The organism is Methylobacterium fujisawaense (genome assembly GCF_014138435.1).
GTDB lineage: Bacteria > Pseudomonadota > Alphaproteobacteria > Rhizobiales > Beijerinckiaceae > Methylobacterium > Methylobacterium fujisawaense.
Genome location: NZ_JACJIM010000011.1, coordinates 95,134 through 107,830 on the forward strand (window position 1 = coordinate 95,134; position 12,697 = coordinate 107,830).

The following is a 12,697-nucleotide window of genomic DNA, read 5'->3' on the forward strand; positions in this document are numbered from 1 at the left end:
GCCGGCCGCGGGGTCGTCGAGGACGGCCTCGGCCGCCCCGGAAGGTGCTTAGGCCGCCGCCGCCGCGGCGAGGGCGTGCCGGTTGCCGTTCAGGCCGGCGCAGAGATCGTCGATCTCGGCGAGGTCCAGCGCCTCGCCGGCCCGGCCGGCGATGGTGTCGATCAGGTGATCCTGGCGGGGATCGAACGGATGACCCTGCATCCGGTAGAACTGGTAATAGCGCAGCGCCGCCAGGACGGTGTCACGCTCGCGGTCGGTTACGGTGAAGTGCTGCATGGGTAGTTGCTTCCCCTTGTGGCTTCAACGAACGCCCGGGTAGGCCGCGACGCCGATCCCGAGCTTGACTGTTGTAACCCGTGGGCAACTGCCCGACCAGTTCTTGACAGCTCGCGCCGATGTGATTCGCGTCATTTAGGATTTTGATCCTGGCCGGAGCCCAGCGATCATGGATCGAAAAATCCTTTTCTCACAACATCTTGGCAAACCGGGTCGCGAATGCCGCGCGGTCGGACCCGGCCGTCGCCCGTCCCGAGTCCCCGCATGGACCCTCATGGACTCTCACGGACCCTCATGGACCCGCGCCGCCGCCCCCGCGCCCGCCTAGAGGCCGAGTTCGGCCAGATAGCGCGGCAGTTCGGCGCTCGCCGGCCCGTACCGGGCCTCGTCGAAGGCGTCGGCGTTGTCGGACGGCTCCAGGTTGACCTCGCAGGTCGGGATGCCGAGCGCCCGGGCCTGCCGGACGTAGCCCGCCGCCGGGTAGACCGCCCCCGACGTGCCCACGGCCACGAACAGGTCCGCCCCGGCGAGCGCAGCCTCGATCGCGTCGAGGTGCATCGGCATCTCGCCGAACCAGACCACGTCCGGCCGCATCCGGCCCGATGCGCCGCAGGCGGGGCAGTGATCGGCCCGGCTCAGGTCGGCGCGCCACGGCGTGACCGCACCGCAGGCGCAGCAGCGCGCCTTGAGCAATTCGCCGTGCATGTGGGTGACTGCCTGCGAGCCGGCCCGCTCGTGCAGGTCGTCGACGTTCTGCGTGCACAGGAACAGCCGCCCGCCCCGCGCGGCGAGCCGCGCCTCGGCCTGCGCCAGAGCGACATGCGCGGCGTTCGGCTCGGCCGCGACCGCGCCGCGGCGGCGATGGTCGTAAAAGTCGAGCACCGTGTCGGGGTCGGCCGCGTAGGCCTCCGGGGTGGCGAGCCGCATCGGGTCGAACCGCGCCCAGATCCCGCCGCGGTCCCGGAACGTGCCGAGCCCGCTCTCGGCCGAGACGCCGGCCCCGGTCAGCACGAAGATCGTCCTGGGATGGTCCGTCATGCGGTGCTCCTGCTCGCCTGAGATTGGCCGGATATGTCCGCTGGCTGGCAGCGCGGTTTCTTTCGCCCAGGGTCAAGCCGAGGAATCCTGCGGCTCGCTTCACCGAGCGGGAGACACGAAATGTCCGATGTTGCGCTGCTGGTCATCGATGTCCAGGAATCCTTCCGGCACAGGCCCTTCTGGAACGACGCCGATGTCCCGCCCTTCACCGAGCGCCTGCAGACGCTCATCGACGGTGCCGCGGCGCGCCGGATTCCGATCCTGCAGATCTTCCACCTCGCCGAGAGCGGCCCCTTCGCCGCCGCCTCCGGCCATGTCCGCACCCTGGAGCCGATCGTGATCGCGCCGACGGCGATCTTCCACAAGCGCCGGCACAGCGCCCTGGTCGATAGCGGCCTGCCCGGCTGGCTGACGCAGCACGGCATACGGCGCCTGATCGTGTCCGGCATCCGCACCGAGCAATGCTGCGAGACCACCACCCGCCACGCCTCCGACAGCGGCTGGCAGGTGGATTACGTCACCGAGGCGACGCTGACCTTCGCGATGACCCATCCCTCCGGACGCCGGTTCACGGCGGACGACATCAAGGCCCGCACCGAGCTGGTGCTGATGGACCGCTTCGCCCGCATCGCCACGGTGGAGCAGGCGCTCGCCGGTCGGGACTTGCCGGTCGCGGCATGAGCGGGACGGCGCGGCGCATCCCGGTCCTCGTGGTCTTGCCGCCGCGCACCCTGCTGCTCGACCTCGCGGGACCGGTCGAGGTCCTGCGCATCGCCGGGGCGGCTCAGGAGCGGGTCGCGTTCTCGGTGCGCTACGTGGCGCCGCAGGCGCGCACCCGCTGCTCGATCGGTCTGGATCTCGGCGGCACCGAGCCGCTGCCGGAGGCGATCGCGCCGGGCACCGTGGTGCTCGTGCCGGGCGCGTCGGCCCGGGTGCTCGGCGGCGAGGCCGATCCGGACGAGGGCGCCGCCGAAGTGCGGATCGTCGACTGGCTGCGCGGCGCGGTCCGGCCGGGCCACACCGTGGTGACGGTCTGCGACGGTACGCTGCTGGCGGCCCGGGCCGGCCTGTTCGACGGCTATGCCTGCACCACCCATCACGCGAGCTGCGCCCGGCTCGCCGCCCTGGCGCCGCAGGCGCGGGTGCTGGAGAACAGGCTGTTCGTGCAGGACCGGGACCGGTTCAGCAGCGCCGGCGTGACCGCGGGCGTGGACCTGATGCTCCATCTCGTCGCCGAATGGGCGGGCCCGGCCGCGGCGCTGGCGGCGGCCCGGACCCTGGTGGTCTACATGCGGCGCGGCCCCGACGACCCGCAGCTCTCACCCTGGCTCGAAGGCCGCAGCCACCTGCACCCGGTGGTGCACCGCGCCCAGGACGCGATCACCGCCGAACCCGCCCGCGCCTGGTCCCCCGAGATCCTCGGCCGCCTCGCCGGGGCGAGCCCGCGCAACCTCGCCCGGCTGTTCCGGGTCCATGCCGGGATGACGGTGACCGATGCGGTCAACCGTGCCCGGATCGCGCTGGCCCGGGACCTGATCGCCCAGACCGACCTTGCCCTGGAGCAGGTCGCCGACCGCGCGGGCTTCGGCTCGGCCCGCCACATGCGGCGGGTCTGGCGTCAGTTCCACGACGCCGCGCCCTCGAATCTCCGAACCCAAATCTTGGTTTCGAAAGGTCCGTGACCTTTTGCGGGTCCAGGGCGGAGCCCTGGGGCCTCAGGGGCACCGCCCCCGAACCCCTGCCAAAGGGGTGAGCCCTTTGGGATCCCCCTGACCACGCTCTGGACCCCGCCGGACGGCTGTGCCCTCCTCGCATCGTCCGAATCGGCGCGGACGATGCATCCGCCCGTCCCGACAGGCGCCCGCGGGCGCGGAGGAGAGCGCATCATGCCCGAATTCGACCTGGCGATCCGCGGAGGGACCGTGGTCACGGCGAGCGACACGGTGCGGGCGGATGTCGGCGTGCGCGGCGGCCGGATCGTGGCTGTGGCCGAGGGCATCGCCGACGCCGCCCGGGTGATCGACGCCTCCGGCCTGCTGGTCCTGCCCGGCGGCATCGACAGTCATGTCCACATCGCCCAGGATTCGGGCCCCGGCATCGTCATGGCCGACGACTTCGCCAGCGCCACCCGGGCGGCGGCGGCCGGCGGCAACACCTGCGTGATGCCCTTCGCGCTCCAGCCCCGGGGCGCCTCCCTGCGCGGGGCGGTCGACGCCTACCGGGCCAGGGCCGAGGGCCAGTGCCACGTCGACGTGGCGATCCACATGATCATCTCGGACCCGACCGAGGCGGTGCTCGGCCAGGAGCTGCCGGCCTTGGTCGCCGACGGCTACACCTCGTTCAAGGTCTTCATGACCTACGACGACCTCGTGCTGAACGACCGCCAGCTCCTCGACGTGTTCCACGTCGCGCGGCGGCAGGGCGCCCGGGTCATGGTCCACGCGGAGGGCTACGACGCGATCCGCTACCTCAGCGAGCGTCTGGAGCGGGCGGGCGAGACCAGGCCCTATGGCCACGCCCTGTCGCGCCCCGAGATCGTCGAGCGGGAGGCGGCCCACCGGGCCATCAGCCACGCCGAGCTGATCGACCTGCCCATCGTGATCGTCCACGTCTCGGGCCGCGAGGCCACCGAGCAGATCGCCTGGGCTCAGGGACGGGGCCTGAAGATCCGGGCCGAGACCTGCCCGCAATACCTGACCCTGACGGCCGAAGACATGAAGGGGCTCGGCCAGGACGATCCGATGGCGGGGTCGAAATACGTCTGCTCGCCGCCGACGCGGGATGTCGAGAGCCAGGAGGCGGTGTGGTCGGGGATCCGGCGCGGGATCTTCGACGTGGTCTCGTCCGACCATTGCCCGTTCCGCTACGACGACCCGCAGGGCAAGCTGAACCCGCGGGGTAAGACCTCCTTCCGCTGGATCCCGAACGGCATCCCCGGCATCGAGACGCGGCTGCCGGTGTTCTTCTCCGAGGGCGTCTCGAAGGGGCGCATCAGCCTCAACCAGTTCGCCGCGCTCACCGCCACGAACCACGCGAAGCTCTACGGGCTGTACCCGCGCAAGGGCTCGATCGCCCCGGGCTTCGACGCCGACCTGACCCTCTGGGACCCGAACCGGCGCGAGACCATCCGCCAGGAGATCCTCCACCACGGCTCCGACTACACGCCGTGGGAAGGGTTCGAGGTCACCGGCTGGCCGGTGATGACCATCGCGGGCGGGCAGGTCATCGCCGAGGATGGCCGGGTCCTGTCCGAGCCGGGCCGCGGGCGGGTGCTGGACCGGGCGGTCGATCCGGCCGAGCGGCGGGAGGCGTAGCCTTGGCCCGCCGCTTGCTCTCCGGTGTCGGATGGCGGGCGACACAGGGGGAATCGATGTTGCGGACGCGGCGTCGACCGGATCGAGCGCGGGTCCCCTCTCCCGTGCGGGAGAGGGACAGGGTGAGGGGCGTGCGGCTTCCGGATAGGGCGCGCATGGCAAGGGTGTGCCCCGTCCTGAACGTTCTCGTCCCTCACCCCTACCCTCTCCCGCACGGGAGAGGGGGCGTGTCGCGGCCTTCAAGAGTGATCGTGCGACTCTTGTATCTTGCACATCGCCGGAAGCAGGCGAGCCTCACATGAATGTCGAGCTGATCGGCCTGACCAAGCGCTACGGCGCGGCGACCGCGGTCGATGCCATCGACCTGAAGGTGCCGTCCGGGGCCTATTGCTGCCTGCTCGGCCCCTCCGGCTGCGGCAAGACCACGACGCTCCGGATGATCGGCGGCCACGAGCACGCCAGCGCGGGCGACGTGGTGATCGGCCCGAAGGCAGTGGGCGACGCGGCGCCGTCCGAGCGCGGCACCGCCATGATGTTCCAGAGCTACGCCCTGTTCCCGCATCTCGATGCGCGGGACAACGTCGCCTTCAGCCTGCGGATGCGCGGAAGCGGCAAGGTGGAGCGCCGGGCCAAGGCCATGGCGATGCTCGACCTCGTGCAGATGGGCCACCTCGCCGGGCGCCTGCCGGCCCAGCTCTCCGGCGGCCAGCAGCAGCGCGTCGCGCTCGCCCGCGCCCTCGTCACGGGCCCGAAGGTGCTTCTGCTCGACGAGCCGCTCTCGGCGCTCGATCCGTTCCTGCGGGTGCGGATGCGGGTCGAGTTGAAGCGGATCCAGACCGAGCTGGGCCTCACCTTCATCCACGTCACCCACAGCCAGGAGGAGGCGATGGCGCTCTCCGACCTCGTGGTGGTGATGAATGCCGGCCGGATCGAGCAGGCCGCCGACCCGCGCACCGTGTTCGAGCGGCCGGCGACCGCCTTCGTGGCCCGGTTCATCGGCGGCCACAACGTGATCCGCCTGCCCGACGGGCTCATCGCCGTGCGGGCGGACCGGATCCGCCTCGGCGCCGAGGCCGGCCCCGCCGCGCGGCCGGCCCGGGTGGTGGCTGTCGAGTACCAGGGCACCAGCGTCCATGTCGGCCTCGACGCAGAGGGGCTGGAGCGCGCGCCTGAGAGCCCCGCCGCCCTCACGGCGATCCTCAGCGACGCGGATTTCGCGGCCCGCCCGCTGCGCCCGGGCGACACGATTCCGGTCGGCTGGGACGCGGCCGCCGCCCACCGCCTCGACGCGTAACCGGTACGGAGACGACGATGGATGCTTTCTCGAAGCCGAGCCGGCGCACGCTCCTGAAGGGGGCCGCCGCGCTGGCCGCGACGCCTGTCACCGGCTTCCCGGCGGTGCACGCCGCCGAGCCGGTGACCCTGCGCTACCTCGGCACCGCGGTGAACCAGTCCGCCGACATCGCCAGGAAGGTGAAGGAGGATCTGGGCCTCACCATCGAGTACATACCGGTGGTGACCGACGAGGTGACCAAGCGCGTCGTCACCCAGCCGAATTCCTTCGACCTGGTCGACACCGAGTATTTCAGCCTCAAGAAGATCCTGCCCTCCGGCAACCTCCAGGGCATGGACGCCAAGCGGATCAAACTGGCCGACAAGATCTCGTCGATCTTCACCAAGGGCGAGGTGGGGGGCCGGAAGATCGGCGATCAGGGCACGGCCCCCCGGAAGGTCTTCTATCTGGAGGGCCAGGATTCGAAAAAATTTGCCGGCGAACAGACCGAGTGGATCTCGCTGATCCCCACCGTCTACAACGCCGACACGCTGGGCATCCGGCCGGACCTAATCAAGATCCCGGTGACGAGCTGGAAGGAGCTCCTGAACCCGGCCTTCAAGGGCAAGGCCTCGATCCTCAACATCCCGTCGATCGGCATCATGGACGCCGCGATGGTGGTGGAGGCCTCCGGCGACTACACCTACGGCGACAAGGGCAACATGACGAAGCCCGAGATCGACCGCACCATCAAGGTGCTGATCGAGGCCAAGCGCGCCGGCCAGTTCCGCGCCTTCTGGCAGGACTTCAACGAATCCGTGAACCTGATGGCCTCGGGCGAGACGGTGATCCAGTCGATGTGGTCGCCCGCCGTCACGAAGGTGCGCGCGCAGGGCGTGCCCTGCACCTACCAGCCGCTGAAGGAGGGCTACCGGGCCTGGGCCTCGGGCTTCGGCATCCCCAAGACCCTGAGCGGCAAGAAGCTCGATGCCGCCTACGATTTCATCAATTGGTTCCTGTCCGGCTGGGCCGGGGCCTACCTGAACCGGCAGGGCTACTACTCGGCGGTGCTGGAGACCGCACAGGCGAACATGCAGCCCTACGAATGGGCCTTCTGGATGGAGGGCAAGCCCGCCGAGAAGGACATCCTCGGTCCCGACGGCACCCTGATCGAGAAGGCCGGCGCCACCCGCGACGGCGGCTCCTTCGACGCGCGGATGGGCGCGGTCGCCTGCTGGAACGCCGTGATGGACGAGAACACCTACATGGTGCGCAAGTGGAACGAGTTCATCGCGGCGTGAGGGCGGTGGGCGCCCCCTCCCCGTCCTTCTCCCTCCGCGGGCCCTCGGAGACGCCCGTCCTGCGCGGCCACGCGGCTGCCGGATGGAACGCGCGCCCCCTCTCCCGCACGGGAGAGGGGGCGCGGTGCGCCTCGCGGGAGCCGATGTGTGAACATCGGAGCCCGCAGAGGGGGAGGGAAGCGGCGGCGCGCGTGGGGTGAATCCGATGACCGATCTCGCCCTGCCCGCCGCCGAGACCGCCGCGCGGACCGCAGCGCCCACCGTTGCGGGCCGCCCGCGCCGCCGCACCCTCGCCTATCTCCAGGCCGCGCCGCTGGCCCTCGTCTTCCTCGTCTTCCTGGTGGTGCCGCTGGTGCTCACCGGGATCGTCTCGCTGTGGGAGTACAACGAGTACGAGATCATCCCGGCGCTGACCCTGCAGAACTACGCCGACGTCTTCGACGGCTGCCTGTCCGCCGACCTCTGCACCACGCTGCGCACCTATCTCTCGACGGTGAAGTTCGTCGCGCTGACGCTGGCGATCACCCTGCCGCTGGGCTTCGCCATCGCCTACTTCCTGGCCTTCTATATCCGCTCCGGCACGGTGCGGATGGGGCTGTTCCTGCTCTGCACGATCCCGTTCTGGACCTCGAACGTGATCCGCATGATCTCGTGGATCCCGCTGCTCGGCCGCAACGGCCTCGTCAACGACACGCTCCGTGCCCTCGGGCTGATCCGCGCGCCGATCGAGGGCCTGCTCTACTCCGACTTCGCGGTGGTCCTGGCCTTCGTGCACCTCGACACGGTGTTCATGATCGTGCCGATCTTCAACAGTCTCGCGCGGATCGACCGGCGCCTGATCGAGGCGGCGCGGGATTGCGGCGCGTCCGGCGCACAGATCCTCTGGACCGTGATCCTGCCGCTGGCCAAGCCCGGCATCGCCATCGGGACGATCTTCGTGACGACCCTGGTGATGGGCGACTTCGTCACCGTCGGCGTCATGGGCGGCCAGCAGATCGCCAGCGTCGGCAAGGTGATCCAGGTGCAGATGGCCTACCTGCAATTCCCGGCGGCCGCGGCCAACGCCATGGTGCTCTTGGCTGCCGTGCTGCTGATGATCCTGGGACTCACCCGGATGATCGACCTCCGGCGGGAGCTGTAGCGATGGACCGGCCCCGCGGCCTCGCCTTCTATCTCCTGGCCGGCGTCTTCGCCCTCTACGTCCTGTTCCTCTACGGGCCGACGCTGACCATCCTGGCCCTGAGCTTCCAGGGGCCCTCCGGCGGCCTGACCTTCCCGATGAACGGCGTGTCGACCCATTGGTTCGCCAAGCTCTGGGAGGGCGTCGGCGTGGTCGACATCTGGGCGGCTCTGCGGCGCTCCCTGGCGCTCGGCCTCGTGGTGATGGCACTCACCGTGACGATCGCCTTCTATGCCGGCATCGCCTTCCGGAAGGGGTTTCGGGGGGCCGGCCTCGTCTTCGCCCTGGCGGTGTCGAGCCTGATCGTGCCCTCGATCGTGGTCTCGCTGGGCATCGGGCTGGAGTTCCGGCTCCTCGACGATGCGATCAAGGCGCTCGCCGCCGCCACCGGCTGGGGGTTCCTGGAGGATCACGGCACGCTGATGGGCCTCTACACCTCGGCGCTGGGGGCGCACCTGACCTGGACGCTGCCCTTCGGCCTGCTGATCATGTTCGCGGTCTTCAACCGGTTCGACCCGGCCTACGAGGAGGCCGCCCGCGACCTCGGCGCCAGCGGTCCGCAGACGCTGCGCCACGTGGTGGTGCCGATCCTCGCGCCCGCGCTCGTCGGCGTCGCGCTGTTCGGCTTCACCCTGTCGTTCGACGAACTCGCCCGCACCAGCCAGGCGATCGGCGGCCGCAACACCCTGCCGCTTGAATTGCAGGGCCTGACCACCACGGTGACGACGCCGGAGATCTATGCGCTGGGCACGATGACCACCGCCGTCTCGGCCCTGGTGATCGGGACGGCGCTCGGCCTGACCCTGTGGCTGCAGAAGCGCCGGGCGCGGCGGGCCATGGCGGGGTTGCGGTAGGGCGCTTACCCGCTCACCCTGGAGGCCGTCGAGTCGACGAGGTTCGCGGGTGTGGCCAGCTGGTTCCGTTGCGATCGCGATCCTCGCTTACGGCCGCGGCAATACGGTTCTGATCGAAATCGAGACGCCTGCCGGACGGCTGGAGGCTGTCGGCGAACTGGAGCAGATCGGCCGAACCTTGTATTTTCGTCGCGCCCACATCCAGGGGCTGCACAAGGGTGCCCTTGGGCGAGCGGGGCTGAACGCGATCGGCGCGGAGATCCTGAGAGAGGCTGAAGTTGATGCGGTCGTCATTGAAGGAGGCGCTCGAACGACAGGAGCGGGACCGAAACGGGGGCGCCGGCCACCACCCTTCCGGTATCCCCGTTGAACTCGTGCTTCAGATTTCGGCCTCGAACGATCAGCCCGTCGACCTCGTGAAGGCCCTGATGGCATTCGGCCTGGACTTGCACGAGGCGCACGACATCGTCGATCGCTTGGCGAGCGGAGAAAAGGTCGCGACCACCCTATACCTGACCGCCGAGGGTGGATCGCCTTTCGCATTGAGCCGCTTCGGTGTGATGGTTGGCGCCCCCCAGCCGGTCGACGCGGCTTCCATCCCTGTGGATGTGCTGAACGCGATCGAGGCGTGGCGCCTGTCCGAGCCGGAGCGTCCCACCCGGGATGAGGCGATCGGCATCATCCTCCGCCGCGGCCTCGCGGCCGCGTAGGGGCTCCACCGCAACATTGCCAACCCACCCCCATCCGTGTATGCGCAGCCCGCGCCCCCGAGACACCCTTGGAGGCAGGGGCGCGTCGGGAAGGGCTTGGCCGTCCGCACAGGGCGGCCTTTTCGCGTTCCGGCTCCAGCAATTCGTAAGGATCACGCCATGAGCGCAGTCAAGACGCTTGAGGCCGTGGCACGCGACCGGGTCGGCAAGGGGGCCGCCCGGGCCGTTCGTCGCCAGGGCCAGATTCCCGCCGTCATCTACGGCGGTGGCCAGCCGCCGCAATCCATCGCGGTCGATCTCATCCGCACCCGCACCCTGATCTACGCGGGCGGCTTCAAGACGACGCTGTTCGAGATCAACGCTGGCGGCAAGAAGATCCGCGCGATCCCGCGCGACTTCCAGCTCGACCCGGTCTCCGGCGTGCCGCTGCACGTCGACTTCCTGCGCGTCGTCTCGGGCCAGACCGTCACCGTCGAGGTGCCGGTGCACTTCGTCAACGAGGACGCGGCCCCCGGCATCAAGAAGCTCGGCGGCACCCTCAACATCGTGGCCCACACGCTCGCCCTCGACGTCGCCCCGGATCAGATCCCGGACGCGATCGAGGTCGACCTGACCGGCCGCGCGATCGGCGACGTGATCCACGTCTCCGACATCAAGATCCCGGCCGGCACCTACACCGGTGAGGCGACCGATCCGGTGGCCAACATCGTGCCGCCGACCGTGCTGGGCGCCGAGGTGGAGGCCGAGGAGGCCGCCATCGCCGAGGCGCAGTCGGCCGAGGCCGCCGAGGAGAAGGCCGAAGCCGAGGCCGAGACCTCCGAGGACGAGAAGAAAGACGGCGAGGAGGCCTGAGCCTCGTCGCACTGCTCCGCACTCTCGAGAGCCCCGGCCCTGCCGGGGCTCTCTTCGTTCGGGCGGGCGGTCAGGGATAGAGCCGCGCGCGGCTCCAGCCATCGCCGGCCCGGGTGAAGCGGACCCGGTCGTGCAGGCGGAAATCGCCGTTCTGCCAGAATTCGAGGGTGACCGGCGCAATGCGGAAGCCGGTCCAGTGCTCCGGCCGGGGGATCGGCCCTTCGCCGTAGCGCTCGGAGAGGTCCGCCACGGCGCTCATCAGCGTGGCGCGATCGGCGAGCGGGCGTGATTGCTGGCTGGCGATGGCGCCGAGCCGGCTCTCGCGGCGGCGGCTCTGGAAATAGGCATCCGCCTCCTCGGCCGTCACCGGCGTGATCGGGCCCCGGGCCCGCACCTGCCGACGCAGGCTCTTCCAGTGCAGCACCAGGGCGGCTTGCGGGTTCTGGGCCAGCTCCTCCCCCTTGGTGGATTGCGTGTTGGTGTAGAAGACGAAGCCGCGGGCGTCGAAGCCCTTCAGCAGCACCATCCGCACGTCCGGCAGCCCGTCCGACCCGGCGGTGGCGAGCGCCATCGCGTTCGGGTCCTCGGGTTCAGCCGCCTCCGCGTCCTTCATCCAGGAAGCGAACAGCCCGAAGGGGTCGTCGCTCAGTGTGAAGTCCGCGCTCTTCGGGTCATCGGTCCTTAACTGATCCACGCCAAGACTCCTGCCTGCCGCGTCAAGGGCCTGAGGGGGCACCGACATCGGCATGTTCGGTCGAGCGGAAAGCCCGTCGTGAGTCAGGTGTAATGCGGCGATGCGCGTGTAAAGGGCCAAGCCGGCGGGCGCGCATCTGCGCGTCCGTGTCGGTCGTGTCGGTGGCGATGGCCCTGTGCGGCTGCAGCCAGCCTCTGCTGATTTTCCGGGGCGATCCCCCGGCGGCGCCGCGCGTGGTCGAGGAGCCCACCGTCACCGGCAGCATCGAGAAGCGGCCTGTGAGCTTCGGGGACGACCTCGCCGAGGAGGATTGGCGCCGGGCGCGTGCCGCCCTGGGCGTCGCCCTGGATCCGCAGGGCAACGGGCGGCCCGTGAAATGGGACAATCCGGAGACCGGGCTTCACGGGTCGGTCAACCCGACCGGCCTGCCCTATGTCTCGGACGACCTGATCTGCCGCAACTTCCTGGCCTCGGTGATCGGACCGGCCCGCAGCCGCTTCGTCCGCGGCACCGGCTGCAAGCTCTCGGGCGGCCCATGGACGCTGAAGCGCGTCCGGAGCGCGAGCGGCGCCGGCCGCTCCTGAACGAGGCCGCCGCGCCCGGCGGCCTCAGCCAAGTCTTTCAGCCGGCGAAGTTTCTCAGTAGGGGTGGCCGTAATACGGCCGCACGCGCAACCGCGGCTGCGCCGCCGGCGGGGCGGCGTAGCGGGCCGCGGCCTCCGGATCGTAAGTCCGGATGTAAGGGTCGAGGGCTGGGTCGCGGTAATTGCCGTTGTTGACCCCGGCCGAACGATCGTTGCCGCTCAGCGCCGCGTAGGGCGAGAGGCCGCTGCCGCTGTCGCCGCCACCACCGCCACCGCCGCCGCCCCAGGCAAAGGCCATCCCCGGAGTGGCGGCGAGGAGCATCGCCGCGAGGGGCACCGTCAGCGTCTTGCGCGTCATGTCCTGTCTCCGCACCATGTCATTGCCAAGCGAACGGTCCAGCTGAAAGCGCGGTTCCCTCAAAGGCGGACTCTGGTGCGAACCGCCGCGGCTTCACGGCATTGTATCACCGTCTGCCAACACCCGCCTATTCGACGCCCTGAATTTCGATTTTTTCGGTTCACCGCCCAGAAATCGTCTCCGCTGTTAAGATTGAACCGGTAGACATCGATCCGGCCGTGCTTGATCGTGGCGCGGCGTAACAGAATTCGAGCCTGCGCGACG

General features: G+C 70.0%; 14 protein-coding genes. 10 read left to right on the plus strand and 4 right to left on the minus strand.

All coding sequences use genetic code 11. The features are described 5' to 3' along the window. Window positions 1-48: 48 nt before the first annotated feature. Both GGQ91_RS26555 and GGQ91_RS26560 read right to left on the minus strand, forming a co-directional pair. Window positions 49-276 carry a hypothetical protein gene (locus GGQ91_RS26555; RefSeq protein ID WP_043352204.1) on the minus strand — a complete coding sequence of 76 codons (228 nt, stop codon included), beginning with the start codon at window positions 274-276 and terminating at the stop codon, window positions 49-51. Window positions 277-600: 324 nt separating this feature from the next. Continuing rightward, entirely contained in the window at window positions 601-1,314 is a 714-nt protein-coding gene (locus tag GGQ91_RS26560) for an SIR2 family NAD-dependent protein deacylase (RefSeq protein ID WP_182593200.1), read from the minus strand. 120 nt (window positions 1,315-1,434) lie between these two features. On the opposite strand from GGQ91_RS26560, the gene GGQ91_RS26565 reads away from it, so the two are divergent. The 9 genes from GGQ91_RS26565 (at window position 1,435) to GGQ91_RS26605 (ending at window position 10,798) form a co-directional block, all read left to right on the plus strand. Further along, the gene (locus GGQ91_RS26565) at window positions 1,435-1,995 is read left to right on the plus strand and encodes an isochorismatase family protein (RefSeq protein WP_182593201.1); all 561 of its coding nucleotides are present in this window, start codon (window positions 1,435-1,437) and stop codon (window positions 1,993-1,995) included. Continuing rightward, on the plus strand, window positions 1,992-2,996 hold the full coding sequence (locus GGQ91_RS26570) for a GlxA family transcriptional regulator (RefSeq protein ID WP_182593202.1): 1,005 nt from the start codon (window positions 1,992-1,994) through the stop codon (window positions 2,994-2,996). The genes GGQ91_RS26565 and GGQ91_RS26570 overlap by 4 nt, the downstream gene beginning before the upstream one ends. Window positions 2,997-3,200: 204 nt before the next feature. Next, window positions 3,201-4,628 (plus strand): dihydropyrimidinase, encoded by a 1,428-nt coding sequence (hydA, locus tag GGQ91_RS26575; RefSeq protein ID WP_043385186.1) that lies wholly within the window; start codon window positions 3,201-3,203, stop codon window positions 4,626-4,628. Window positions 4,629-4,926: 298 nt separating this feature from the next. Further along, complete coding sequence (locus GGQ91_RS26580; protein ID WP_182593203.1) at window positions 4,927-5,922, plus strand: ABC transporter ATP-binding protein; 996 nt, start codon at window positions 4,927-4,929, stop codon at window positions 5,920-5,922. 17 nt (window positions 5,923-5,939) lie between these two features. Further along, window positions 5,940-7,202, plus strand: a complete 1,263-nt coding sequence (locus GGQ91_RS26585) for an ABC transporter substrate-binding protein (RefSeq protein ID WP_182593204.1) — start codon at window positions 5,940-5,942, stop codon at window positions 7,200-7,202. Between the two features lie 205 nt (window positions 7,203-7,407). Continuing rightward, window positions 7,408-8,343, plus strand: coding sequence for an ABC transporter permease (locus GGQ91_RS26590; protein ID WP_182593205.1), 936 nt, complete (start codon window positions 7,408-7,410; stop codon window positions 8,341-8,343). A gap of 2 nt (window positions 8,344-8,345) precedes the next feature. Continuing rightward, window positions 8,346-9,236: an ABC transporter permease gene (locus tag GGQ91_RS26595; RefSeq protein ID WP_182593206.1), complete on the plus strand. Its 891-nt coding sequence runs from the start codon at window positions 8,346-8,348 to the stop codon at window positions 9,234-9,236. Between the two features lie 281 nt (window positions 9,237-9,517). Continuing rightward, window positions 9,518-9,946, plus strand: a complete 429-nt coding sequence (locus tag GGQ91_RS26600; RefSeq protein ID WP_182593207.1) for a hypothetical protein — start codon at window positions 9,518-9,520, stop codon at window positions 9,944-9,946. A 159-nt stretch (window positions 9,947-10,105) separates the two neighbouring features. After that, a complete protein-coding gene (locus GGQ91_RS26605) occupies window positions 10,106-10,798 on the plus strand; it encodes a 50S ribosomal protein L25/general stress protein Ctc (RefSeq protein WP_043386413.1) in 693 nt (230 codons plus the stop codon). 70 nt (window positions 10,799-10,868) lie between these two features. Here GGQ91_RS26605 and pdxH read toward each other — a convergent pair whose 3' ends face one another. Then, window positions 10,869-11,492, minus strand: coding sequence for a pyridoxamine 5'-phosphate oxidase (pdxH, locus tag GGQ91_RS26610; RefSeq protein WP_078947071.1), 624 nt, complete (start codon window positions 11,490-11,492; stop codon window positions 10,869-10,871). 146 nt (window positions 11,493-11,638) lie between these two features. Here pdxH and GGQ91_RS26615 point away from each other — a divergent pair, with 146 nt between their 5' ends. Continuing rightward, the gene (locus GGQ91_RS26615; protein WP_374701347.1) at window positions 11,639-12,076 is read left to right on the plus strand and encodes an RT0821/Lpp0805 family surface protein; all 438 of its coding nucleotides are present in this window, start codon (window positions 11,639-11,641) and stop codon (window positions 12,074-12,076) included. Between the two features lie 54 nt (window positions 12,077-12,130). Here the strand turns inward: GGQ91_RS26615 and GGQ91_RS26620 are convergent, their stop codons facing one another. Then, entirely contained in the window at window positions 12,131-12,433 is a 303-nt protein-coding gene (locus tag GGQ91_RS26620) for a hypothetical protein (RefSeq protein WP_053609111.1), read from the minus strand. Between the last annotated feature and the right edge of the window lie 264 nt (window positions 12,434-12,697).